General features: G+C 62.2%; 19 protein-coding genes. 13 read left to right on the top strand and 6 right to left on the bottom strand.

Annotated elements, in window-relative coordinates:
- Positions 1-109: 109 nt before the first annotated feature.
- From ACTIGF_RS01485 to ACTIGF_RS01455, 7 genes are all read left to right on the top strand, one after another.
- Entirely contained in the window at positions 110-2,707 is a 2,598-nt protein-coding gene (locus ACTIGF_RS01485) for an ATP-binding protein (protein WP_439635181.1), read from the top strand.
- A 144-nt stretch (positions 2,708-2,851) separates the two neighbouring features.
- Complete coding sequence (recA, locus tag ACTIGF_RS01480; RefSeq protein WP_439635180.1) at positions 2,852-3,934, top strand: recombinase RecA; 1,083 nt, start codon at positions 2,852-2,854, stop codon at positions 3,932-3,934.
- Between the two features lie 173 nt (positions 3,935-4,107).
- Positions 4,108-6,765: an alanine--tRNA ligase gene (alaS, locus tag ACTIGF_RS01475; protein ID WP_439635179.1), complete on the top strand. Its 2,658-nt coding sequence runs from the start codon at positions 4,108-4,110 to the stop codon at positions 6,763-6,765.
- Positions 6,765-7,205, top strand: coding sequence for a YybH family protein (locus tag ACTIGF_RS01470; RefSeq protein WP_439635178.1), 441 nt, complete (start codon positions 6,765-6,767; stop codon positions 7,203-7,205). The genes alaS and ACTIGF_RS01470 overlap by 1 nt, the downstream gene beginning before the upstream one ends.
- A gap of 65 nt (positions 7,206-7,270) precedes the next feature.
- The gene (locus ACTIGF_RS01465; protein ID WP_439635177.1) at positions 7,271-8,197 is read left to right on the top strand and encodes a hypothetical protein; all 927 of its coding nucleotides are present in this window, start codon (positions 7,271-7,273) and stop codon (positions 8,195-8,197) included.
- Positions 8,194-9,078, top strand: coding sequence for an RNA polymerase sigma factor SigJ (gene sigJ / locus ACTIGF_RS01460; RefSeq protein ID WP_439635176.1), 885 nt, complete (start codon positions 8,194-8,196; stop codon positions 9,076-9,078). The genes ACTIGF_RS01465 and sigJ overlap by 4 nt, the downstream gene beginning before the upstream one ends.
- A 102-nt stretch (positions 9,079-9,180) precedes the next feature.
- Positions 9,181-10,914 carry a cation:proton antiporter domain-containing protein gene (locus ACTIGF_RS01455; RefSeq protein WP_439635175.1) on the top strand — a complete coding sequence of 578 codons (1,734 nt, stop codon included), beginning with the start codon at positions 9,181-9,183 and terminating at the stop codon, positions 10,912-10,914.
- 19 nt (positions 10,915-10,933) lie between these two features.
- On the opposite strand, the gene ACTIGF_RS01450 is transcribed toward ACTIGF_RS01455, so the two are convergent.
- The 4 genes from ACTIGF_RS01450 to ACTIGF_RS01435 all read right to left on the bottom strand — a co-directional run bounded on the left by ACTIGF_RS01450 (position 10,934) and on the right by ACTIGF_RS01435 (position 16,370).
- Positions 10,934-11,248 carry a hypothetical protein gene (locus tag ACTIGF_RS01450; RefSeq protein ID WP_439635174.1) on the bottom strand — a complete coding sequence of 105 codons (315 nt, stop codon included), beginning with the start codon at positions 11,246-11,248 and terminating at the stop codon, positions 10,934-10,936.
- Between the two features lie 160 nt (positions 11,249-11,408).
- The gene (locus ACTIGF_RS01445; protein ID WP_022699950.1) at positions 11,409-12,632 is read right to left on the bottom strand and encodes an NADP-dependent isocitrate dehydrogenase; all 1,224 of its coding nucleotides are present in this window, start codon (positions 12,630-12,632) and stop codon (positions 11,409-11,411) included.
- Positions 12,633-12,787: 155 nt separating this feature from the next.
- Positions 12,788-15,334, bottom strand: coding sequence for a hypothetical protein (locus ACTIGF_RS01440; protein WP_439635173.1), 2,547 nt, complete (start codon positions 15,332-15,334; stop codon positions 12,788-12,790).
- Entirely contained in the window at positions 15,318-16,370 is a 1,053-nt protein-coding gene (locus ACTIGF_RS01435; protein WP_439635172.1) for a glycosyltransferase family 2 protein, read from the bottom strand. Before ACTIGF_RS01435 ends, ACTIGF_RS01440 begins: the two co-directional genes overlap by 17 nt.
- A 175-nt stretch (positions 16,371-16,545) precedes the next feature.
- Here ACTIGF_RS01435 and ACTIGF_RS01430 point away from each other — a divergent pair, with 175 nt between their 5' ends.
- The 6 genes from ACTIGF_RS01430 to rpsD all read left to right on the top strand — a co-directional run bounded on the left by ACTIGF_RS01430 (position 16,546) and on the right by rpsD (position 23,036).
- Entirely contained in the window at positions 16,546-16,878 is a 333-nt protein-coding gene (locus ACTIGF_RS01430) for an EamA family transporter (protein WP_439635171.1), read from the top strand.
- A 42-nt stretch (positions 16,879-16,920) separates the two neighbouring features.
- Positions 16,921-17,682, top strand: coding sequence for an RNA methyltransferase (locus ACTIGF_RS01425; protein ID WP_439635170.1), 762 nt, complete (start codon positions 16,921-16,923; stop codon positions 17,680-17,682).
- 146 nt (positions 17,683-17,828) lie between these two features.
- Entirely contained in the window at positions 17,829-19,922 is a 2,094-nt protein-coding gene (locus ACTIGF_RS01420) for a methyl-accepting chemotaxis protein (protein WP_439635169.1), read from the top strand.
- A 145-nt stretch (positions 19,923-20,067) separates the two neighbouring features.
- Positions 20,068-20,748: a hypothetical protein gene (locus ACTIGF_RS01415; RefSeq protein WP_439635168.1), complete on the top strand. Its 681-nt coding sequence runs from the start codon at positions 20,068-20,070 to the stop codon at positions 20,746-20,748.
- 14 nt (positions 20,749-20,762) lie between these two features.
- A complete protein-coding gene (locus tag ACTIGF_RS01410) occupies positions 20,763-22,265 on the top strand; it encodes a hypothetical protein (RefSeq protein WP_439635167.1) in 1,503 nt (500 codons plus the stop codon).
- A gap of 153 nt (positions 22,266-22,418) precedes the next feature.
- A complete protein-coding gene (gene rpsD / locus ACTIGF_RS01405) occupies positions 22,419-23,036 on the top strand; it encodes a 30S ribosomal protein S4 (protein ID WP_439635166.1) in 618 nt (205 codons plus the stop codon).
- A 128-nt stretch (positions 23,037-23,164) separates the two neighbouring features.
- On the opposite strand, the gene grxD is transcribed toward rpsD, so the two are convergent.
- Both grxD and ACTIGF_RS01395 read right to left on the bottom strand, forming a co-directional pair.
- Positions 23,165-23,497 carry a Grx4 family monothiol glutaredoxin gene (gene grxD / locus ACTIGF_RS01400; protein ID WP_439635165.1) on the bottom strand — a complete coding sequence of 111 codons (333 nt, stop codon included), beginning with the start codon at positions 23,495-23,497 and terminating at the stop codon, positions 23,165-23,167.
- 76 nt (positions 23,498-23,573) lie between these two features.
- Positions 23,574-23,807, bottom strand: a complete 234-nt coding sequence (locus ACTIGF_RS01395) for a BolA family protein (RefSeq protein ID WP_439635164.1) — start codon at positions 23,805-23,807, stop codon at positions 23,574-23,576.
- Positions 23,808-23,854: the final 47 nt, after the last annotated feature.

Genomic DNA, 23,854 nt, shown 5'->3' with positions numbered 1-23,854 from the left:
ACCGTCTCGCTGAAATATGGTTAACTTTAACCTGTGAGACTGCGTGTTCGAATCATGGATCCGCCATTGCGCCATTCGGCGTGCCGGCCTGCACCAACCGGAGCCTGTCATGTCAGACCTCCCGCTTTCCGCCCAACGCACCGACGCCGTGGCTGAGCCCGTCGCTGATCCGGCGTCTGCACCAGCTGCAAAGCCGGCTGCGGGCGAGGGGGCGCTGACCCGGCCCCTGACCCGGCTGATCTTCTGGGTGGCGAGCCTGGGCGCTCTGGCTGCTGCGGCTGTGGCGATTGTCGCCGGCGCGGGCGCGGGATGGAACGGCGTCATCTTGTTGTCCGGCATCGCGTCGGTCGCGCTGCTCTTGATGTATGCGCTGGCGGCGGGCGAAACCGCGGGGCGTTCCTTGCTTGAAGGCGGCGAGCGCAAGCGTGCGGGCGGGGCTGCGGCCACCGCCATGGGGCTCTGGCCCGATCCGGTTCTGATCACGGATGCGCAAGGCCGGGTGGCCTGGGCGAATCCGGCCTATGTCAAACTGGCGGACACGCTGATCGGAGCCAGGGGCGCCGGGACGCCCGCAGCCCCCGAACGCCTGTTCAGCGGCGCCGGCGCGGGGGCGGTCTATCGTCTCAACCGGGCGGCGAGCGCAGGCGAAACAGCCCGTGAAATTGTCGGCCGCATCCCTTTGGGCGGCGGTGAAAGCGTGGTTTACAGCGCCGACATCTCGGCCCTGGAAGACGGCGCGACCTTGTGGCGCTTCTCCGAGCTGCGCGATGACGGCTCGCTGGACGCAGACATGGCGCCGGACTGGACCGATCATGCGCCGGTCGGCCTGTTCTCCGCTGATGCCGAGGGCCGGGTGCTGGCCGCCAACGCCACCTTGCGCAGCTGGGTCGGGGTCGGCGAAGACGCCGCGCTGAAATTACAGGACATCACCACGGGCGACACCGCCGACGCCTTTGCGCAATCGCGCGGCGCGGACGGTGTGATCCGGCTCGACGCCCGTCTCAAGCGGGTGGACGGCGAGGAAAGCCCGGTGGTGATCTGCGTCAGCTGGAGCGATGAGCGCCCGTCCAAGGCGCGCGCCGTGGTCTATGAGCTGTCGGCCACCGGCGCGCCTCCTGCCGTGGCGGCGCCTGAGCCGCGTGAGACATCTTCGGGCGCCAGCTCGCTGGCTGGCGGCTCGTTTGATGAAATGTTCGCCACCGCCCCGTTTGGCGTGGCGCGTCTGGATGACGCTGATCCGGCGGTCGCCGTGATCGAGGACGCCAACCCGGCCCTGCTCAAGCTGTCGGGCGGCGGCGCCGTGCCGGGCGCGAAGTTTGAAGACCTGTTTGATTTCGGCGATGACGGCCGCATCGACAATGTGCTGGCGTCGGCCCTGGCCGGACGCGGCGAACCCAGCGAAGTGCGTCTGAAAGCCGGCGAAGACGGCGAGCGCGCCGTGCAGGTCTTCCTGTCGCCGTCACGCGACGGCAAGCGCGTCGCCTATGTGGTGGACGTGTCGTCGTGGAAAGCGCTGGAGCAACAGGTCGCCCAGGCTGGCAAGATGCAGGCGGTCGGCCAGCTCGCCAGCGGCGTGGCCCATGATTTCAACAATATGCTCACCGCCATCCGGTTGAATGTGGGCGAGCTGTTAAACCGGCACCCGGTGGGCGATCCCTCCTATCAGGATTTGCAGCAGATCAACTCCACCGTCACCCGTCAGGCCGGGCTGGTGCGAAAGCTGCTGGCGTTCTCGCGCAAGCAGACCTTCCGCAACACCGTTTTTGACGTCTCTGACGTCCTGTCTGATTGCTCGATCATGCTGGGCCAGATCCTGGAAGAGACCGTACGGCTGGACATCAAGCATGGCCGCGATCTGCCGCTGGTGCGCGCAGACCGCAACCAGATCGACAATATCCTCGTGAACCTCGCCACCAACGCCCGCGACGCGATGAAATCGCAGGGCGGCGGGGTTCTGACCATCGTCACCGAGGCGGTCACCGCCGAAGACGTCGCGCGCGCCGGCGCGCCCAATCCCAAGGATGGCGACTGGGCCGCGATCCATGTGTCCGACACGGGCACGGGCATGGACGAGGCGACGCTGAAGAAGATCTTCGAGCCGTTCTTCACCACCAAGGAGGCCGGGCAGGGCACCGGGCTGGGCCTGGCGACGGTTTATGGCGTGGTCAAGCAATCGGGTGGTTTCCTGTTTGTGGATTCTGAAGTGGGCAAGGGCACGACCTTCCACATCTATCTGCCCGGCCATGTGCCGAGCGCGGAAGAGGAAACCGAGCTCGCCCGCGAGGAAGCGGCCAAGACCGCCGAGCCTGAACCCTCTGACCTCGCCGGGCGCGGCCGCATCCTGTTTGTGGAGGATGAAGACGCGGTGCGCGCCATCGCCGCCAAGACGCTGGTGCGCCGCGGCTATGACGTGGTTGAAGCGTGTGACGGTGAAGAGGCGCTCGAGATTCTGGAGAATGAGCCGGAGAGCTTTGATCTTCTGATCTCGGACGTGGTGATGCCAGGACTCGACGGTCCCGGCTTGCTCAAGGAGGCGCGGCATCTTCTGGGCAGCGCGCGAATCGTCTTCATTTCCGGCTACGCCAAGGAAGAGTTCTCCGACACCCTGTCTGATGATCTCGAGATCTCTTTCCTGCCCAAACCCTTCGACATCCAGCAGCTGGCCGAACGGGTGAAGCAGGAGCTGGCGGCGCGTCAACGCGCCTAGTCTCATGCTAAGCGGCTGATTGCGCTCAGCTGTCCCGAGGACGGCGCACGCGCCAAATGTTCCGCTTGTGTTCCGTGAACAAAATAAGTACGGTCACCTTCATTGCTCGACTCGGTCGGGCGTGAAATAAGGAGGGCCGACCTGATGGCACAGTCAAATCTGCGCGTGGTGAAAGACGGCGACATGGATAAACAAAAAGCGCTTGAAGCGGCCCTGACTCAAATTGATCGCGCCTTCGGCAAAGGCTCGGTGATGAAGCTGGGCTCCAAGCCGGACCAAGACATTCAGGCGATTTCCACCGGCTCTCTGGGCCTGGATATCGCGCTGGGCGTGGGCGGCCTGCCGAAAGGCCGGATCGTCGAGATCTACGGCCCGGAAAGCTCGGGTAAAACCACGCTGGCGCTGCACACGGTCGCCGAAGCGCAGAAAAGCGGCGGCGTCGCGGCGTTCGTGGACGCCGAACACGCGCTGGATCCGGTCTATGCCCGCAAGCTGGGCGTGGATGTGGGCGAGCTTCTGGTCTCCCAGCCTGACACCGGCGAGCAGGCGCTTGAAATCGCCGATACGCTGGTGCGCTCGGGCGCTATCGACGTCCTGGTGATCGACTCCGTGGCGGCTTTGACCCCGCGGGCGGAACTGGAAGGCGATATGGGCGACTCGCTGCCCGGTCTTCAGGCCCGTTTGATGAGCCAGGCGCTGCGCAAGCTCACCGGCTCCATCTCCAAATCAAAATGCCTGGTGATCTTCATCAACCAGATCCGCATGAAGATCGGCGTGATGTTCGGCAGCCCCGAAACCACGACCGGCGGCAATGCGCTGAAATTCTACTCCACCGTGCGCCTGGATATCCGCCGCATCGGCGCGCTGAAAAACCGCGACGAAGTCATCGGCAACCAGACCCGCGTCAAAGTGGTCAAGAACAAGGTGGCGCCGCCTTTCCGCGAGGTGGAGTTCGACATCCTCTATGGCGAAGGCATTTCCAAGACCGGCGAACTGCTCGATCTGGGCGTGAAGGGCAATATCATCGAAAAGTCCGGCTCGTGGTATTCGCACGACTCCGAGCGGATCGGGCAGGGGCGCGAGAATGCGCGCCAATTCCTGCTCGACCATCCCGAGATGGCCGACAAGATCGAAGCCCAGGTGCGCAAGAACGCAGGCCTGATAGCGGACGAACTGCTGGTCGGCCCGGGCGAGGATGATGACCTGGACGACGAGGCGACGGGCTAGGCCCGGACGGGCCTGACCGCATCCTTCACCGCCAAAACGGTGATGAATCTACAACGGGCGCTTGGCTTTGCCGGGCGCCCGTTCGTATATGGGGGTGAACCGACACCCATAGGTCGCCGCTTAAGCGGGCGACCATCCTCTCAACGCCGCGCGCCAGCGCCCGGAGTGCATATATGACAGCCTTGCGCGATATTCGCCGCCAGTTTCTCGATTTCTTTGGCAATCAGGGCCATGAGATCGTTCAGTCCGCGCCGCTCGTGCCGCAGGACGACCCGACCTTGCTGTTCGTGAACGCCGGCATGGTGCCGTTCAAGAACGTCTTCACCGGCGCGGAACGCCGCGACTATTCGCGCGCTACAAGTTCGCAAAAATGCGTGCGCGCGGGCGGCAAGCACAATGACCTCGATAATGTGGGCTATACAGCGCGCCACCACACCTTCTTTGAAATGCTGGGGAATTTCTCGTTCGGCGACTATTTCAAGGAACAGGCGATCGAGTTCGCCTGGACGATGGTGACCAAGGAATTCGCCCTGCCCAAGGACGAGCTCCTGGTCACGGTCTATTCCGAGGACGAGGAAGCGGCGGCGCTCTGGCGCAAGATCGCGGGCCTTCCCGACGAGAAGATCATCCGCATCTCCACCTCGGATAATTTCTGGTCCATGGGCGACACCGGCCCGTGCGGACCGTGTTCGGAGATCTTCTTTGATCACGGCCCGGAGATATGGGGCGGTCCGCCGGGCACGCCGGAAGAGGATGGCGACCGCTTCATCGAGATCTGGAACCTGGTGTTCATGCAGTATGAACAGCAGCCGGGCGGCGAGCGTATCAACCTGCCCAAGCCCTCCATCGACACCGGCATGGGGCTTGAGCGTATCGCGGCGGTGCTGCAGGGCGTTCACAACAATTACGATGTGGACCTGTTCAAGACCCTGATCAGCGCCTCTGAAGACGCTTTGAAGGTGAAGGCCGAGGGCGACGCGCTGGCGAGCCACCGGGTCATCGCCGACCATCTGCGCTCCACCTCCTTCCTGATCGCGGATGGCGTGACGCCGTCCAATGAGGGCCGGGGCTATGTGCTGCGCCGGATCATGCGCCGCGCCATGCGCCATGCGCACCTTCTGGGCGCCAATGAGCCGGTGTTGTTCGGCCTTGCGAAAACCCTGTCCGACGAGATGGGCGAGGCCTTCCCCGAACTGCCGCGCGCCTTGCCGGCGATCGAGGAGACGCTGCGCGGCGAGGAAGAACGCTTTCAACGCACGCTGGGCCGCGGCCTGACGCTTCTGGAAGAGGCGACCGCCGACCTTAAAGAGGGCGACGCCCTGCCGGGGGAAACCGCGTTCAAGCTTTATGACACGTACGGCTTTCCGCTGGACCTGACCGAAGACGCGCTGCGCACGCGCGGGCTGAGCGTGGACCAGGCCGGGTTTGACGCCGCCATGGAGCGTCAGCGCTCTGACGCACGCGCCAGCTGGAGCGGGTCGGGCCAGGCCGCGCCGGAAGCGCTGTGGTTCGCGGTCCGTGATCGCCTGGGCGCGACGCAGTTCACCGGGTATCAAAGCCATGACGGCCAGTCCGAACTCACCGCCATCGTGGCGGACGGGGCGGAGCAGTCTGATCTGGCTGAGGGAGCCGGCGCCGAGCTGATCTTCAAATCCACACCGTTTTACGCCGAGGGCGGCGGTCAGATCGGCGATGCGGGCGTCATCACCTTCGACAATGGCGCGGTGTTCACCGTCACCGACGTGCAAAAGCGCACGGGCGAGATTTACGCTCATATCGGCGTGCTGGAGCATGGCGCGATCAAGCTCGGCGACGCCGCGGCGCTGAAGGTGGACGCTGAACGCCGCACCAAAGTCCGCGCCAATCACTCCGCCACCCACCTGTTGCACGCTGCGTTACGCGACGTGCTGGGGCCGCATGTGACCCAGAAAGGCTCTTATGTGGGGCCGGACCGGCTGCGGTTTGACTTCTCCCACGCCAAGGCGCTGAGCGAAGCGGAGACCGCTGCTGTCGAGGCGCAGGTCAACGCCGTGATCCGTCAGAACGCCGACGCGAAGATCGCGGAGATGACGCCGGACAAGGCGATCGAGGCGGGCGCGCTCGCCCTGTTTGGCGAGAAGTATGGCGACACCGTGCGCGTGCTGGCCATGGGCGATTCTCTGAAAGATGACGCCAAGGCCTATTCGGTTGAGCTGTGCGGCGGCATCCATGTGGACCGCACGGGCGACATCGCCCTGTTCAAGATCGTTGGCGAAAGCTCGGTCAGTTCAGGCGTGCGCCGTCTGGAAGCCCTGACAGGGGAAGCCGCTCGCCAATGGCTGGAGACCGAGGCGAACAAGGCCAAGACCGCGGCTTTGTCGCTGAAAGTGCCGACCCATGAGCTGGTGGACCGGGTCGCCGCCTTGCAGGCCGAACGCAAGACGCTGGAGCGTCAGCTGGCGGAAGCCAAGAAACAGCTCGCCATGGGCGGGGGCGGCGGCGCAGCAGCGCCGGCGGGCCCTGAAGAGGTGGGCGGCGTGAAACTGATCGCCCGCGTCGTCGAAGGCGTCGGCGGCAAGGATTTGCGCGGCCTTGTGGACGAAGCCCGCAAGCAGATGGGCTCTGGCGTTGCGGCGTTTGTGGGCGTCAATGAAGGCAAGGCGGCGCTCGCCGTGGGCCTGACCGATGATCTGGTGGGCGCAATGAGCGCGGTGGACCTGGTGCGCGCCGCCGTGGGCGCCGTGGGCGGCAAGGGCGGCGGTGGCCGTCCCGATTTCGCTCAGGCGGGCGGACCTGACGGCGCCAAGGCCGAGGACGCGATCGCCGCGATCCGCACGGCGCTGGCGGGCTGATGGTCAAGCGAGCCAAACCGGGCGCGGATATTCAGATGACCGGCGACAAGGCGGCGGCGAAACAGATCGCCGCCGCCCGCGCCGCGTTCAATACGGCCTTGTCTGCGCGCGATTATGACGGCATCGCGCTGGCGCTGTGCGAGGATTGCACGCTGGTGCCCGGTGATGACGCCGAGCTGATGGCGGGGCGCGAGGCTCAGCTTGCCGCCTGGCGATCCATCATCACTCAGGCGCCTGATGTGAGCTATGTGCGCACGCCCATGCGCATTGATATGGGCGAGGACGGCCTGCTGGCGGCGGAGACCGGACGCTGGAAAGGCCAGTGGTCGGCCCAGGGCTTTGAAGTGCGTTATTCAGGCCGCTACTTCGCCAAATGGCGTCTGGATGGCGATGACTGGCGCATCGCGTCAGAAGTGTTCGTGACCTTGAAGCGCGGATAAACGCAGCCAAGCCGTCACACCGTGCTGTCCTCATTCGTCAGATCTTCCAGTAAAGGGAGACTGACATGTTCGCACGTCTGACTGTATACGCTTGCGCCCTCATCCTGATCGCGACGGGGGCGGCCATGCTGATTAATGGTCCGCTCTGGTATGAGTTGACCCCCGGCGTGATGATGACCGGGCCTTATAATCCTCATTTCGTTCTGGATATTGGTTTTGCGTTTCTGGCTTCAGGCGTCGTGCTCGGCATCGGGGCCTGGATGGGATCGCGCCCTGTGATGCTGGCGGGTCTCAGCTGGCCCGCGCTTCATGCCGGGCTGCATGCGGTCTGTCTGATCATCATGGGGCCTGCCAGCGGTGCGGCGCTCTGGACAGAGCTTTTGGGCGTCATCGCTCCTGTCGTGCTGGCGGCAGGCGCACTCTTTCATGTCCCCGTGCTCAGCCCCGGAATTGGCGGGCGTACTCTGCTGCACAGGATGACAGAGCGGTTTGAGCAGCAATGGTCCTATGACGCCGGCTATCTGCATGAAATCACCGAGCTGGCGCCTGAGACGCTGGTGCGGTTTCAAAGCTTTCAGGGCCTCGCCGCCTATCAGGGCGCGGCGCCTGATATGTTGATCGCGGGGGCGACGCTTGGCGCTATGCTGGAAGAGGATTGCGGTCCCTGCGCCCAGCTAACGGTCGACATGCTGCTGGCGCGCGGCGTCAGCCCTTCTATGGTGCGCGCCCTGATCGAGGAAAATTGGGATCAGGTGGACGAGGCTGCAGCGCTCGGGTTTCGCTTCGCTCAGGCCTTGATGAGACGGGATGAGACGGTGCAAGCTTGGCGGGACATCATCAAGCGCCAGTATGGACAGGGCGCGGCGCTAGCGGTCGCCTATGCCGTCATGGTGGCGCGCAGCTATCCTCTGCTCAAGCGGGCGCTGGGACACGATCAGGCCTGTTTGCGGCTTCAGGTGGACGGACGCTCCCAGACCGTGCGGCAGTCATGAACCAGGCCTCGCTCACCACCCAGTTTGAAGCTCAACGCCCGGCTCTTCTGGCGCTGGCCTATCGCATGCTGGGCGAACGGGGGCTCGCCGAGGATGTGGTGCAGGAAACCTGGCTGCGCTGGCGGGCGGTCGAGCCGGAGACGCTCGACGCGCCCGGCGCCTGGTTGCGTACGGTGACGACACGGCTCGCCATCGACGCCTTGCGGCGGGCGCGCGCGCGGCGTGAGGCCTATATCGGTCCCTGGTTGCCTGAACCGCTGCTGGAAGACCCGGCGAGCGACTTCACCGCAAGGCTGGAGACGGTCCAGCAGGCCGAGCTCGCGCTTGTCTGGGTGATGGAGTTTCTCACGCCGGATGAACGCGCCGCTTTCATCTTGCGAGAGACGTTTGAGGAGGATTATGAGGCGATCGCGTCCGTGCTGGGCAAAAGCGAGGCGGCCTGTCGCAAGCTGGTCAGCCGGGCCAGAACCAAAACCGGGGCGGCGCCCATGCAGCTCGGCGCTTCTCGTGAGGTGGTGATGGGCTTGCTGGAGCGCTTGATGCAGGCGAGCGCTGCAGGCGATCTTCAAGCCATCCGCGATGTGCTGGCCGAGGATGTGGTGACGATCTCTGACGGCGGGGGCAAGGCGCGCGCCGCCTTGCGGCCGCTCTATGGCGCTGATGAAAGCGCGCAGGTCTTGCATGCCGTGGCCACGCGAAAACAGGGGAGCGCCGCTCCGGTTCTGGTGCGGGTGAACGGCGCGCCGGGCATCGCGATACTAGTGGGCGGCGTTTTCGATCACGTCACCACTCTGGCGCCGTCGCGCAACGATCCGTCTCGGATCGGTTGGCTTTACACCATGCGTAACCCGGACAAGCTTTGGAAGGCGGATCGGGATTAAGGCGGTTTCGCCGCACCGAATTTGTTCGCCACGTTCATAAACCGTCTGGACTTTCCCGTTTAAGGTTAACCTGATGACCAATCGGGCGAGCGGGGGTGAGTGATGGAACACGGGCATGGCTATGAAATCTGGCTGAAGGATGCGGTGGTCTTCCTGATCGCCGCCGGCGTCGTGGTGCCGCTCTTTCGCCTGTTCAAGCTCAGCTCCGTGCTCGGGTTTCTGATCGCCGGACTGGCGCTCGGCCCGTTTGCGCTCGGTGGCCTTGCGGAGCGTATTCCGGCTCTGGAATGGGTGACGATCTCAGAACCGGACGCCGCCAAGCCCTTCGCCGAGCTGGGCGTGTTGTTCCTGTTGTTTCTGCTGGGTCTGGAATTGTCCTTCCAGCGGCTCTGGCAATTGCGCCGCGCCGTGTTTGGCGCCGGCGGGCTGCAGGCGTTCGGCAGCGCGGCTGTGCTGGGCGTCGCCTGTTTCCTGATCGGCCAGACTGCGCCGACCGCCCTTGTGATCGGGCTGGCGCTGGCGCTCTCCTCCACCGCCATCGTCATGCAGATCATGGCTGAAGAGCGCCGCACCGCCGCGCCCGTGGGGCGCGCCTCGTTGTCGGTGTTGTTGATGCAGGACATCCTGGTCGCGCCGATCTTGATTCTTGTGGGCTTTCTTACTCGCGATTCCGGCGCTGATATCGGCGCCGCTCTGCTCAGCGCGCTGTTTCAGGGCGTGCTGGCGCTGGCCTGGATCTTGTTGCTGGGCCGTCTGGTGCTGCGCCCGGTCTTTCGTCTGGTGGCCAAGGCGGGCGGGCGCGATCTTCTGATGGCGCTGACGCTGGCGGTGGTGGTCGGCGCCTCCATGCTGACGGCCGGAGCGGGTTTGTCGCTGGCGCTGGGCGCGTTTCTGGCTGGATTGATGCTGGGCGAGACCGAGTTCAAGCATCAGGCCGAGATCGACCTTGAACCGTTCAAGGGCCTATTGCTGGGCGTGTTCTTCATGACGGTGGGCATGGGCCTTGATCTGGGCGCCGTGTGGGCGAATGTCGGGCTGGTGCTGGCGGGCCTCGTGGGCATGCTGATAGTCAAGGGTCTGCTGGTCTATCTGGCGTGCCGCCTGTTTGCTGGCGATCACCGCTTGTCGCTGGAGGCGGCCTTCTTGCTGGCTCCGGCGGGCGAGTTCGCTTTCGTCATTCTCGCCACCGCCAATGCGGGCGATGTCATCCCCGCTGAAACCGCGACCCTGGTCGCCGCCATCGCCGGGCTGTCCATGTTGCTCACGCCGGCCCTGGCCGCGATTGGCCGCAAGCTTGCGACCCGGAGCGATGAAGGTGCCGGGCAAGCGGAGCTTCCCTCAGATCTTGTCGAGCTGGAAGGCCATGTGATCATCGCCGGGTTCGGCCGTGTGGGGCGCACCATGGCGCGCGTGCTGGAGACTGAGAACGTGTCCATGATCGCGCTTGATATGAACGCGGAAAAAGTCGCCAAAGGCCGCGAGGAAGGCTGGCCGGTGTATTACGGCGATGCGGGTCGCGCGGAATTTCTGGAGCGGGCGGGCGCCGCACGCGCGGACATGTTCGTCGTCACCGTGGATGACGCCGGCAAGGCGTCCGACATGGTGCGGGCGGCGCGCAATCTGCGCCCTGACGCATTGATCATCGCGCGCGGGCGCGACCGCCGTCATGCGGTGGAACTGGCCGCGGCGGGCGCCAGTCACGTAACGCTGGAGACGGCGGAAGCCGCGCTGCAGCTGGCGGGCCGGGCGCTTGAGGATCTGGGGCTGTCCGCTGACATCGTCCGCGACCGTCTGGCGGCGGAACGCGAGGATGTCTACGCCTCAGACGCGGTGTGACCGCCCATATGCAGACGGATCAGTCGGGGCGGTCGTCCAGGATGTCACGCGCCGGGCGACGCCCTGCGAGATCTTCGGGCACGCCCATGGCGCGATCACGCGCATAGCGGTCCTCAAATTCCTCCCGTCGGCGCTGGGCCTCGTCGGCCTGCTCATAGCGCTCCGTCCGTGCGGCCTCCATCGCGCGTTCGATGCAGGTGTCGCGTGCGTCCTTATCGCTGACGCTCTGGCATTGGGCGTAAGCGTTGCGGCGGTCGTAATTCTCTACGGATACGCACGCCTGAAGGCTGAGCGGCGCGCACACGCAAAGAGCAGTCAGAACCCGTTTGTTCATGGGACGCTCCTGTTGATAGCGAACGCTACCATCCGGATCGTGAACCCACAATCATCAGGCCAGTTGTCGGAGGCGAAGGTCTGAGATGGCGTGTGCAGACACAAAAAAGGCCGGGCGAAACGCCCGGCCTTTGTCTTTGAAAGCGTGTCAGCGCTGAGGCTTACACCTTGTCTTTCATCACTTCGGCGAAGCGTTCGGCCACGGTGTCCAGGAAACCTTCAGTGGACAGCCAGCCCTGCTGGTCGCCGACCAGAAGCGCCAAGTCCTTGGTCATGTAGCCGGCTTCCACCGTGCCGATGATGGTCTGCTCGAGATCTTCTGCGAACTGAACCACCAGCTCATTGCCGTCCATCTTGCCGCGATATTTCAGGCCGCGGGTCCAGGCAAAGATCGAGGCGATGGAGTTCGTCGAGGTCTTCTCGCCGCGCTGATGCTGGCGATAGTGACGGGTCACGGTGCCGTGCGCCGCTTCGGCTTCGACGGTTTTCCCGTCCGGGGTCATCAGCACGGACGTCATCAGGCCCAGCGAGCCGAAGCCCTGCGCCACGGTGTCGGACTGCACGTCGCCGTCATAGTTCTTACAGGCCCACACGAAACCACCGGACCACTTCATGGCCGCAGCGACCATGTCGTCGATCAGACGGTGTTCATAGGTGATGCCCTTGGCGTCGAAATCCGCCTTGAACTCAGAATCAAAGACCGCCTGGAAGATGTCTTTGAAGCGGCCGTCATAGGCTTTCATGATGGTGTTCTTGGTGGACAGATACACCGGCCAGCCGCGATCCAGGCCATAGCGCAGCGAGGCGCGGGCGAAATCCTTGATGGATTCATCAAGGTTATACATGCCCATGGCGACGCCGGAGCTCGGGAAGTCGAACACTTCATGGGTGATCGGCTCGCCGCCGTCGGCCGGCGTATAGGTCAGGGTCAGCTTGCCCGGACCCGGCACCAGCATGTCGGTGGCCTTGTACTGGTCGCCAAAGGCGTGACGGCCGATGACGATCGGCTTGGTCCAGCCCGGAACCAGCCGCGGCACATTCTTGATCACGATCGGCTCGCGGAACACCACGCCGCCCAGAATGTTGCGGATGGTGCCGTTGGGCGAGCGCCACATTTTCTTCAGGCCGAACTCTTCCACGCGGGCTTCGTCGGGCGTGATGGTCGCGCATTTAACGCCGACGCCGTAATGCTTGATGGCTTCGGCGGATTCAACCGTGATCTGGTCATCGGTCTCGTCGCGTTTTTCGATCGAGAGATCGTAGTATTTCAGGTCGATGTCCAGATAAGGCAGGATCAGCTTTTCCTTGATCAGCGCCCAGATGATGCGGGTCATCTCGTCGCCGTCGAGTTCGACGACCGGATTGTCGACTTTGATCTTGGCCATGAAGCGTATCTTCCGTGTTCTGTGGGCATGAGGTGTCGCACAAGCAAATTGCGACATGCCGCGTCGAGGGGTGGACGAATGTGTGGCGGGTGTCTAGCACCGCACCGCTGTAAGAGAAAGAGGGCGCCCGAATGACAAAGCTCTAGCTTGACACTTCAAAGCCCCAAAGCGGCGTTCCGATCAAACCGGGATTTAAAACCGGCGCTGAGTTCCGACACCGCATACTCAGTCTCTCCACTGCGGGTTTTAATCTCCACCGTAACCCGTGTGCTGCCTTGAGGCATGAAGGCTGACGCTGTCGACTGAAAGGGGGTCGCCTCCCCCTGGCAGGGGCGTTCGGTCAGCGTGTACTCATGCAGCTGTCCGGGCGCGCGGACCGCGACGACGATTTGCAGGATTTCCTGGATTTCGCATCGCGCGGTGAATTGCACCCGGAAGCGTTCGATCGAGGTGTCTTGGTTCAAGAAATTGAACACGAGCCGCTCCGCGCCGGTGACGGACCCTGAACCGGACGCCTGGTCAAACAGCGCTTGAGAGTCTTCAGGCTGCTCAGGGGTGATCGGAAAGGCGATGAGGTTGTCCATCAGGAAGACCTGATGTCCCGGGTAATCAATGACGGTGTGGGCGTGACGATTGACCAGCTCATAGATGGACGGATTGAGCCAGCGTCTATGCCCTCGTGTTCCCAGTATGATGGCGTCTGGCGACAGCGTTTGCAGAGTCTCCAGCATTGCGTCTTCGGAGTTGGATCTGTGAATGCGCAGGCGGGCCAGATAGGTGTACCAGCCATCTTCCAGGCCGGTCGTTGAGTAAGGCCCCATCAAAGTGGATAGAAAGAGCCTGCGTTCGGTCCGGTCAGGCAGATTGTCCAACATGGCGTTTATCGCTGCCGTCGGCGCTCTGCGCCTGTAAAGGCTGTCCGCCGCTTTCGGTGAAATCGCCTGTCTCACATTGACGCCGGGAACGCCGTGACCGCCTGCGGGCATGAGGAGCAACTGGATCGCTGAAATGGAGACGATGCTGGCGATGAACAGGCGGCTCGCCCAGCCAGGGGTTTCAATCCACTGAGACAGCAGCCCTGTGGACAGCGCCATAACGGCGAGGCTGACGGGCCAAAGCAGCCTGAGATCGTTTTGCATGGCGCTCAGGCCGATAAAGAGCAAAACCAGTCCCACGCAGAGCGTCATAGCCAAACGCGCCTTCTTTACGAAAGCTGCGGTCAAGATCGCAGGGATGCTCAACAGGATTGCGAGTCCGAAACCGCCCCTGAAATCAGAGGAAGAGAAAGTGTGCGTGTCAAAGACAGCCCGGAATAACACGTCCCATCCCAGATACCCTGTGTGAGGCGTCGAATGCTGTTCCGGCGGGTAAAACGGGGATTGGAAGATTTGGTTGTAATAGGGAAAAACCGGATTGCCGCTGGTCACATAAGCAAACACCGCAATGGGGAGAACCAGAGCTGCAAAGCTTACGATTCCGGACCCCAGCAGAATGCACAGGGATCGGACGGGGCGATCATGGCGAAGCAGGATCAGCGCGGCGCAAAGCGCTCCGAACACGATCGTCAGGAGCCAGGATGTGTGCTTGGTCGCACTGGCGCCGGCCAGGCAAATGGCCAGAGCGACAAGAAAGGGAGTCGCTTGATGCGAGGATCGCGTTTTCAGCAAACACAGCATGGATAACACAGCGCCCATAACGAACGCTGCGACGGTGTTATCATAGTAAAATTCGCTTGTTAGCTCCAGAAGCAACGGGATTGTCGCGACAATGCTGAAGCAGGCGGCGGCGCCCAGGCGGGTGCGTGACACGAGCCCGGCAGTCATCGCCGCCGCCCCAAGGCTCAGCAACATCATCATTGCGTTCTGAAGCCGTGACGCGCTTTCTCCGCCAAGCAGATAGACGGACCCGGCGAGATGCAGTCCGCCGAGAGGCTGAAGCCCCCAAGCAGCCAGCGCCGGGTCATGATGCCAACGCGCATTGAACCTCATATGTTCAAAAAAGCTCTGATAGGCCGCGCGGGCGTCTGATCCGAATTCCGGCAAGGCCGTCATGAAAAGCAGCGTCAGACAGGCGACCAGACCGGGCGCGATCAGAAGGGATAGACGCAAGTCAGGTTCTGCATTGATGCTGAACCGCCTCAGTCCACCCAGCAGCCGCCAGTCCTCAACGCGGATGATCAGCAGCGCGGCGATGGACAGGCTCACGTAGAGCAGGGCGTGGACGCCGGAATAGTTGATGGGGAAATGCGACATGCCCCATAGGAGCGTGCTGAAGACGGCCAGACCTGAAAGCGTGGACAGGAGTCCCAGGGCCAAGGCGTCTGATTGTGATGCAGGGTCTGATTGCGTGGCGTTCCAGAGACGGCTGAGCAGGGCGAAGCCCACAAGAGCTGCGGCGGCGATCTGCATCAACACGCTGATTAACGCCGGCCCGCCGATAAAGATCGTGAGGCACAGCGCTATGGGAAGAACAGAAGCCCAGCTTGAGTATTTGAAGCGCAGATGATGCAGGAGCACGCTGGCCGCCACTGCGATCGCGGCGATCAGGACAAACGATCCCATGCCGTCAAAGCCGATCAACCAGTATCTGAAGCGTGAGCTGGGATCGATGATGAAAAAGCCAAGAAAACCGGCCAATGCGACGAGCGCTGTCAGCCCCGCGGCGACATAGGGCAGGGTGGGAGTTCTAGTTTTCATCATCATACTGGACCAAGGGTTTTGCATGTCGTCTGGTCAGGCGAGGCGTTATCGGCTTGTTGGGCTCGCGGCTGACGTCAAAGTTCAAGAACCCGACCAGAAAAATGGCGGACAGGATGATCTGAACTTCCAGGATGGCCAGAGCGCCGCCCGAGCGCGGTTGCCCGGTCGTCCAGCTTTCAAATGCCGCGAATATTCCGCCCAGCAGGCCTGCGGTCCCGAGAGTCACCCCGCCGAACAAGAGCAGGCTTCCAAGATTGAAGTCTCTTAAAATATATTGATAGAACAGTCGCTTGAAGTAAGTGGAAACGTTCTTTTTGAAGAAGTTGAAAAACTCTTTGGAGGCGTTGAGATGACTGGTTTCCTCGCCATAAAATGCGTCATGCGGAATTTCGACCACGACGCCGCCCAAAGTGTTGATCCGGAAAAGGAGGTCGGTTTCGAAGAAGTATCGCTTCGATAGTTTTTCAATGGGAAGGTTGTTGGCCAGCGGGCCGCTGATGGCCACATACCCGTTTGTCGGGTCTGATGTGGAGTAATACCCGGTGGAGAAGCGGCTGATGAACGTCAGTCCCAGATTTCCAATCCGGCGAGTAACTGGCATGCTCTCAGCGGCGTCGAGATAGAAAAATCTGTTTCCTTTTACATAGTCAGCTTCACCAGACAGTATCGGCTCAGCGAAGGTGTCTGCGAGGGCCGGATCCATCTGACCGTCGCCGTCAATTTTGATGATGACGTCGGACTTGAACTGCTGAGCGAGCTTGAAACCCGTGAGAACAGCGCCGCCTACGCCCTGGTTTTGTTCATGACGGAGAACCGTGACGCGAGGGTCCTGGCAATTGTCTTCGACAAAGCGCCATGATTGGTCGGGGCATGCATCATCAATCACCAGAATATGAGACACGCTGTCAGGAATGCGCTTGATCACCTCCAGAATATGCGACGTCACCCGGTAGGACGGAATGACGACGCTGATGATCGGGGGAGATTCATGCGCATCTTCATTTGAAGGTTTGGTTGGAGAAGGTTTTAGGCCGTACATGAGCGCCGTCTCTTCAGCTTGCGAGCGTGTATCTCGCTAAGAGAATTCGAGCGCGGTATACCAGCGAATGATGTCAATAAAAAGCACACAAAATCATTTGGATGGTTTCCTGAAATGGGGTCGTGGCCTGATGAGGCTGCTTTGAATACAAGGAAGAATTCGTGTGATAGGATACGTGAAGCTGCTCGCCTTTTCCGTGCTGTTGGCCAGCGGTCAGGTCGCATTCAAATATGCGGCGGTGGATGTGAAGGCTCGATATGAAACGGTCGGACTCTGGGCCGTTCTGTCATGGCCTTTGTTCGCAGCGCTTTCCATATACGCTGTCGCAACGGCTATCTGGGTTTGGATATTGATGGATACGCCACTTTCCAAAGCCTATCCCTTTGCATTGCTGGGCGCTGTTCTCGTGCCTGTAGCCTCGGTACTGCTTTTTGGCGAGAAACTCTCATTCACCTACCCGATTGGACTAATGCTGGTCTGTTTGGGCGTGTACCTTTGTGTGCGCTGAGAGAGCTGACTTGATCAGCAGGTCCATGCGCGGCAAGACCTCATGATGATCAATCAAACACCATCATCCGCCCTGAACCCCGTGTTCATCCTGGTCGAACCGCAAATGGGTGAAAATATCGGTGCGGCCTGTCGGGTGATGGGCAATTTCGCGCTGCCGGAGTTGCGAATCGTCAACCCGCGCGATGGCTGGCCCAATCCCAAGGCCGAAACCATGGCTACTGATTCCCCGGTTCTGAAACAGGCGCGCGTGTTCGCGACGCTGGAGGAAGCGACAGCCGATTGCCAGACGCTTTATGCGACCACAGCGCAGCCGCGCAGCATGGTCAAACCTGTGCACACCGCACGCGCAGCCATGTCGGAAATACGCGGACATATTCAGGCGGGGCAAAGGGTCGGCGTGTTGTTCGGGGCGGAGAAATCCGGCCTGCCCAATACGGCGATCACGATTTCGAACGCTATCATCACCTTGCCGGTCGACCGCAATTTCTCCTCTTTGAATCTGTCCATGGCGGTGGGCGTGCTGGCGCATGAATGGCGGGCGGGCGATCCCGCGCCCTCTGACTTCAAACCGCTTGAAGATCGCGCCAGCGTGCAAGAGCTGCAGGGACTTTACACGCATCTTGAGGATGAGCTGGATCGCGCCGGCTTCTTCTATCCGCCGGAAAAAACACCGCTGATGATGCAGAACCTGATCAATATTTTTGCGCGCGGAGGGTTAACGCAGCAGGAGGTCCGGACCTTCCGCGGCGTGATCAAGACGCTGGCCATCGGTCGGGGCAAGGCGAGGATCGAACGAGATTAGCCAAACAACCCATAAGGTTGTCCTTTCATCTACGCACGCCCTAAGGCGAGAACGCCTCTAGGGGGAATGCGCGCAGGTGATTTACAATCCTGAGCCGAAATGGCGCCATCCTGTGAGCCTTGTGATGTGCTTACAGGGAGAGCACCGTGCTCAATAATTTATCGCTTAGAACCCAGCTGTTTGGCGGGTTTGGTATGATGGCTTTCATCGTCATTGTCATGGTTGTGGCGGGGTTTGTCTTCGCCTCCGCCAGCGGAGCGAATTTTGCGCGTTTCCGAACCATGTCGCAGGCGTCCAACGACGTGGCGGGCATTCAGGAGGCTGTCGCCAGCTTCCGTAACGACACCTATGTATACCGGGTGACAGGCGACCCCGCCATGGCGGAACACGCCTGGAGCAAACGCGAAGAGCTCAATAACGGCATCGTGGCGGCCCAGACCCGGCTTGGAAATGACACGGTGCGTCATGATCTCGAACGGGTTGAGGAGTTCGGCGAGCAATACGCCCAAGCCTTTGAGCAGTACATCACACGCCGTCAGCTTCTGGACGGCGAAATCTCATCACTGTCGGATTTCGAGGACCAGCTGTTGGGGCAGCTGGGTGATACGCTCGCCGTCGCCGAAATGATGGGCGCCGACCAGTCCATGCTTCTGACGGCGGAAGCGATCCGTTCGCTTCTGCAGGCGCGCTATTATGGCCGCCGGGCGCTGACGGAAGGTTATGGCGCCAGCTATGACCGGGCCCAGTCCGAACTGGACGTGCTGAACACCATGCTCACCCGGGTCCTGGGCTCGGACGAAGAGGTCATGCACAGCGCCGTGCAGCCCATCTCCGATGAGGTGCAGGTCTATGCGTCGCGGTTCCAGGCTGCCGTGGATATTACGGAAGAGCTGAACGCGCTGTCGCGAAACGAGCTTGACCAGTTGGGGCCGCAAATGGCCGGCGCCGTCAATCTCGTAGTCGATGATGTGGTTGAGCTTCAGGATCAGGCGGGTCATGAGATTGAAGCCGCCTTCACCCAGCAAAAACTGGTCAGCACGTCGTTGGGCGTTTTCGGCCTGGCGCTGGCGGTGCTGGGGGCCTTCGTAGTCGTGCGCTTGATCATGTCCAATATCGGCGCGGTGGTCAGCGGCATCGCCCGCGTCCGTCGGGGCGAGCTTGAGTTCGAGGTTCAGGGCGTCGAGCGCAAGGATGAACTGGGCGATCTGTTCCGCGCCGTGGATGAATTGCGCACGGGCGAGATCAATCGCATCCGGATGGAAAGCGAAGCTATGGTCGCCACCAAAGAGCGTGAAGCGCGGTCTCAGGCGACCCATGAGGCGATCGACGTGTTCCGCGTCAAGGTTGAGAGCATTCTGAAAATTCTGGCCGAGCGCACTCATGAAATGCGTCATACGGCAGGCCGGCTGAATTCACAGGCCACCTTCGCCAATGAACAGGCGCAAACAGCGGACGGCGCAGCGACTGAAACAGCGGGCAGCGTGGAAACTGTCGCGGCGGCTGCAGAGGAGCTTTCAAGCTCGATTCAGGAAATCGCCCGCTTGACCGAAAGCGCCTCTCACAAGGTGAGCGATGCTGGTCAGCGCTCCCAGAGCTCGGTGGAGCAGATCGAGGCGCTGGCGGACCGGGTCTCGAGCATCAACGACGTGATCGACCTCATTAACGACATCGCCGAGCAAACCAACCTTCTGGCGCTCAACGCTACGATTGAAGCGGCGCGCGCCGGGGATGCGGGCAAGGGCTTCGCGGTTGTGGCCAGCGAGGTGAAAGATCTGGCCGAACAGACCAGCAAGGCCACCGACACCGTGGCGAGCCTCGTCAAGGACATTCAGAGCTCCATGTCGGGCTCGGTGGACTCCATTCGCGGCATCGCCAAGATGAGCGAAGAGATCAATGAAGCCACCGCCTCCATCGCCAGCGCCATTGAAGAGCAGGGCGCCGCGACGCGGGAGATTTCACAAAGCACCTCGCGGGCGGCGGAAAGCACGACGACCCTGGCCAAAGGGGTGCGCGATGTGGGTGAAGCCGTGGCTGAAACCGAGAGCGCAGCCGGCATGCTGGAGACCACGTCGGACGCCTTCACCAGCCAGTCTGATACGCTGCGCGAGGCCGTCGAGATGTTCTTTGAGGCCATCAAGGAAGGTCCGCTGGATCGGCGGGAAGGCGAAGATCCGAACTATCGTGGGCCTGAGCGGCGCAAGAGCCGGCAAGGTGAGGCCGAAATTCCCAACGCCGCCTGATTTTGGGGCAGGACTGACGCCAGGCCGCCTTCCCGCATCGGGAGGGCGGCCTGAGCGTTTCCGCGTTCCGCGCCGCTGCGAACGGTATCCAGACGGATTGATATCCTTTAGTGAGAAGAGGTTTGAAGGATCCGCCTGAAGATTCATGGCCCAGACTGAATTTCATCTCCCGCAAGCGTTTCGTGACCTTGTCCGCCGATCCGGCCGCTGGTCGCCGCCCGATTGGATTTTCCTGCCTGCATCGACTCTGGTGATGGCGGGACTGATCGTCTTGGGGCTCGGCACACGCCCAGGCGCAGTGGACGCCGTGATCAGCGACACCGAGTTCGTGATGCAGGGCGAGGCGCTGGCTCAGCTCATCCCCGGCCCTGGAACGCGCTTTGAATTGATCATCGGTCCGTCGGGCGAGCCTCTGGCGCGGTTAAGCGCCACAGCGTCTTTTGAAGCGGCGGGCTTGCTGTCAGCTGGCGTCGGCGCAGCTCTGCCCTCTGAATGGGAAGAGAACGCCATCGGCCGCATTGTCCGGCTTGAGGTCGAGGCTCAGGCCGCTCCGGACTCGCGCATCGATCAGATCCGGGTCGGCTACTTCACGGTCGGTTATGGTGATTCAGAACGCACCTTGAAACCGGTGAGCGAGTTCTGGAGCACGGTGGGCATCTGCTATCAGGTTGCGCCGACGGCCCAGGCGAACGGCGTGGAATGGCTGGGCATCTGGCCGGGCGATTCCGGCAATGGCGAGGCCGTGCTGGTCCGCTCGATCCGCTTGACCCTTGAGCCGCCAAGGGACGCCATGGCGCAGTGCGAAGCGCGCCTGTCTTCCGCGTAGTCGCGGGGGCGTTCATGCAAGCCTGGCGCATCCTTCTCTACACCATCAATCTGGTTCTGGGCCCGGCCCGGCGCCGCCTCTTGCTGGGCGTCTTCATGGCGGGGCTGGGTTATGTGATGTTTCAGCCTGCCTTTGAGGGGCGGGGCGAGGTGGAGCAGCTCGCCGCCCTGATCCAGTTCTCGCAAACCGGCGCGATCCGGGTCGCACAGGGAACGCCGCTGCCTTCTGAAATCGCCTCCCATGACGGGCCATGGCCTGCGTCCTGGCAGAGCGAGGCGCGTCCGGGGTATGCACGCTGGGCGGCGCTGCCGGATGCGCCGGATGGCGCGGCGCAGGGAGAGCCATCGGACCCGCTTGTTTCACCGATCGCCGCCGGGCCCAAGCCATTGACCCAAGTCGTGCTGGCGCCGGTGCGCCTGCTGGTGTCGGACTGGAGCTGGCGGGCGCAGGTCCAGCTGTACCGGTTGATTTTGTGGACGGCCGCCATGCTGGGTTTCGCTGTCGCGGTCGAAGCCGCCGTCCGGCACGGCCTGGTCAATGAACATGGCGCGGTGATTATGGCGGCCTGGCCTTTCATGTTTCCCCAGTTTTTCGCGCAGATGACCTCGGTCGGCGGCGATGCGCTGGGGCTGAGCTGCGCGGCTTTGTCCTGCGCGGCCTTCATCGCCTTGTCGCGGCGCAATGATCTGTCCGCCAGCCTGGCTCTGGGGCTGACCCTTGGGTTGGGCGTCTGGGCGAATACGCTTCTGGTGACCTTGTGGATGGGGCTGGCGGCGTATCTGGGCTGGCGCAGCTGGCGGCTTCACACAGCGGCTGCGCTGGACGCGGAATGGCTGGTCTTGCGCGTGTTCGCGCTCAGCCTGGCGCTTCTCATCGGGACGGGATGGCTTGTCTATGCGCTCGTCAGTGCTGACTCCAGCGAGATGACGGCTGTGCTGAGTCCCGGCTTCGCGGAGCGGTTATGGTCCACGCTCGCGACGTTTTCAGCGGATGGCGGCGCGTCCGCCATCCTGCCCGGCCGCGGTTGGCGCCTGATCTCACTAGGGCTGTTGGTCGTGGTTCTGGCGCGGTGGGAGCTGAACTGGCGCGTTTTGCCGCCCCTGGCCCAGGCGCCGGCTTTCATCCTTCCGGTCTTTACGCTCAGCGCCTTGTTGCTGGGCCTTCAGGGCTATGCGTCAGGGCTTGGCGATCTTCACATGCTGGCGGCCTATCTGGGGCTGGCGACGGCGCTCTGCTGCCGGAGTTCAGCGCTGGCGCTGGCTTTGGTGATGCTGGGCATGACGGGGGCGTTGGCGCAGGGATTGTTTCAGGCCTCGGTGTTTTCCGGATGCACGGTCTTTGACCCGCAGCTGGGGCGGTATGGCTATGAAGGCGCGCGCTGCGTGCTGGACCTGGATGCGCTGGGCGCAATCAGCGCGCCGCGCCTCGCCTTGCAGGCCTTGATGATCGGCGGTTTGAGCGCCGCCAGCGCGATCGTCACGCTCTACAGGCAGTCCGCTCCACAGCGCGAATATTGACTCCGCCTGCCGCTTTGCTCATAACCCGCGCTTCCCTCGCTCGCCGGCTTGCCGGACGAGCTTTGTTTTCATGGCAACGGACGACGCGTGGACCGCCGTTTCAATTGCTCTGGCTGAGGGATCAGAGCCGGGCCGCGTCGAGAAGGAAAGACTATGTCGAAGCGTCATTCACAGAAATACAAAATTGACCGCCGCATGGGCGAAAACATCTGGGGCCGCGCCAAGTCCCCGGTGAACAAACGCTCCTACGGCCCGGGTCAACACGGCCAGCGCCGCGCCGGCAAGCTGTCTGACTTCGGTCTGCAGCTGCGCGCCAAGCAAAAGCTCAAAGGCTATTACGGCAACATCACCGAGAAGCAGTTCAAGCGCATCTACACCGAAGCGCAGCGCCTGCGCGGCAACACCGCTGAAAACCTGATCGGTCTGCTGGAAAGTCGTCTGGACGCGATCGTGTATCGCGCCAAGTTCGTGCCGACCGTCTTCGCCGCACGCCAGTTCGTCAACCACGGCCACGTCCGTGTGAACGGCAAGCGCGTCAACATCGCTTCCTATATGGTCAAGCCGGGCGATGTGGTTGAAGTGCGCGAAAAGTCCCGCTCCATGGCGCTGGTGCTTGAAGCACTGGGCAGCCCGGAACGTGACGTGCCTGATTATCTCGATCTGGACGCCAAGGGCATGAAAGCCACCTACACCCGTAAGCCGGAATTCAACGAAGTTCCGTACCCGGTGAAGATGGAACCGAACCTGGTCGTCGAATTCTACTCCTCGTAATTTTTCGAGGACGACGAGACAGAAAAGCCCGCTGCAGCGCAGCGGGCTTTTTCTTTGGCCGCATGACATGAAAAAACCCGCCTCCAGGAGGAGACGGGTTTTCTCGGTCAGGTGCGGCGGGCAGGGACTTACCCCTCCACCAGGCCCTTGTCTTTCATCAGCTGTTGCAGCTCGCCGGCCTCGAACATCTCCTTGATGATGTCGCAGCCGCCGACAAACTCGCCCTTCACATAGAGCTGGGGGATGGTCGGCCAGTCTGAATACACCTTGATGCCTTCGCGCACGGCATGGTCTTCCAGCACGTTCACCGCGGCGTATTCCACGCCCACATGGTCGAGAACCCGGGCCACCACCGAGGAGAACCCGCATTGCGGGAAGGTGGGGGTGCCCTTCATGAACAGGACCACGTCATTGTCGGTGACGGCTTTCTTGATCGCTTCCTGGGTGTCGGCGTCGGACATGGAGAGGATTCCTTATGGTTCGTCTTGGCCCCAAGATGGGGGGCGGAGCGAAGAGTTTCAATTGCTGACAGGCGCGCTAGTCCGGCGCCCGGGTTTCCAGCGCCAGAGCGTGCAGCTCGCCGCCCATCCGGCCTTTCAGCGCAGCATAGACCATCTGGTGTTGCCGCACGCGTGGCAGGCCGGCGAAAGCCGGAGAAATCACCACCGCCTTGTAATGGTCGCCATCGCCGGCGAGATCGGTGATTTCAACCTCGGCGGCGGGAACGCCCTCCTTGATGAGACTGACAATGTCTTCCGCATTCATGGGCATGGCGTCTCTCCTGCGCAGTGCTAGTCTGAGCCATACCATCACACCGG

The organism is Oceanicaulis sp. (assembly GCF_051859625.1).
Taxonomy (GTDB): Bacteria; Pseudomonadota; Alphaproteobacteria; order Caulobacterales; family Maricaulaceae; genus Oceanicaulis.
The sequence above is the reverse complement of the archived record's forward strand: the minus strand, read 5'-3'. Positions and strand labels throughout refer to the sequence as shown.

Excerpts from the sequence above, each read along its gene's own strand:
- ACTIGF_RS01485 (WP_439635181.1), top strand. The coding sequence starts at position 110 with ATGTCAGACCTCCCGCTTTCCGCCCAACGCACCGACGCCGTGGCTGAG.
- recA (WP_439635180.1), top strand. The coding sequence starts at position 2,852 with ATGGCACAGTCAAATCTGCGCGTGGTGAAAGACGGCGACATGGATAAA.
- alaS (WP_439635179.1), top strand. The coding sequence starts at position 4,108 with ATGACAGCCTTGCGCGATATTCGCCGCCAGTTTCTCGATTTCTTTGGC.
- ACTIGF_RS01470 (WP_439635178.1), top strand. The coding sequence starts at position 6,765 with ATGGTCAAGCGAGCCAAACCGGGCGCGGATATTCAGATGACCGGCGAC.
- ACTIGF_RS01465 (WP_439635177.1), top strand. The coding sequence starts at position 7,271 with ATGTTCGCACGTCTGACTGTATACGCTTGCGCCCTCATCCTGATCGCG.
- sigJ (WP_439635176.1), top strand. The coding sequence starts at position 8,194 with ATGAACCAGGCCTCGCTCACCACCCAGTTTGAAGCTCAACGCCCGGCT.
- ACTIGF_RS01455 (WP_439635175.1), top strand. The coding sequence starts at position 9,181 with ATGGAACACGGGCATGGCTATGAAATCTGGCTGAAGGATGCGGTGGTC.
- ACTIGF_RS01450 (WP_439635174.1), bottom strand. The coding sequence starts at position 11,248 with ATGAACAAACGGGTTCTGACTGCTCTTTGCGTGTGCGCGCCGCTCAGC.
- ACTIGF_RS01445 (WP_022699950.1), bottom strand. The coding sequence starts at position 12,632 with ATGGCCAAGATCAAAGTCGACAATCCGGTCGTCGAACTCGACGGCGAC.
- ACTIGF_RS01440 (WP_439635173.1), bottom strand. The coding sequence starts at position 15,334 with ATGATGATGAAAACTAGAACTCCCACCCTGCCCTATGTCGCCGCGGGG.
- ACTIGF_RS01435 (WP_439635172.1), bottom strand. The coding sequence starts at position 16,370 with ATGTACGGCCTAAAACCTTCTCCAACCAAACCTTCAAATGAAGATGCG.
- ACTIGF_RS01425 (WP_439635170.1), top strand. The coding sequence starts at position 16,921 with ATGATGATCAATCAAACACCATCATCCGCCCTGAACCCCGTGTTCATC.
- ACTIGF_RS01415 (WP_439635168.1), top strand. The coding sequence starts at position 20,068 with ATGGCCCAGACTGAATTTCATCTCCCGCAAGCGTTTCGTGACCTTGTC.
- ACTIGF_RS01410 (WP_439635167.1), top strand. The coding sequence starts at position 20,763 with ATGCAAGCCTGGCGCATCCTTCTCTACACCATCAATCTGGTTCTGGGC.
- rpsD (WP_439635166.1), top strand. The coding sequence starts at position 22,419 with ATGTCGAAGCGTCATTCACAGAAATACAAAATTGACCGCCGCATGGGC.
- grxD (WP_439635165.1), bottom strand. The coding sequence starts at position 23,497 with ATGTCCGACGCCGACACCCAGGAAGCGATCAAGAAAGCCGTCACCGAC.
- ACTIGF_RS01395 (WP_439635164.1), bottom strand. The coding sequence starts at position 23,807 with ATGCCCATGAATGCGGAAGACATTGTCAGTCTCATCAAGGAGGGCGTT.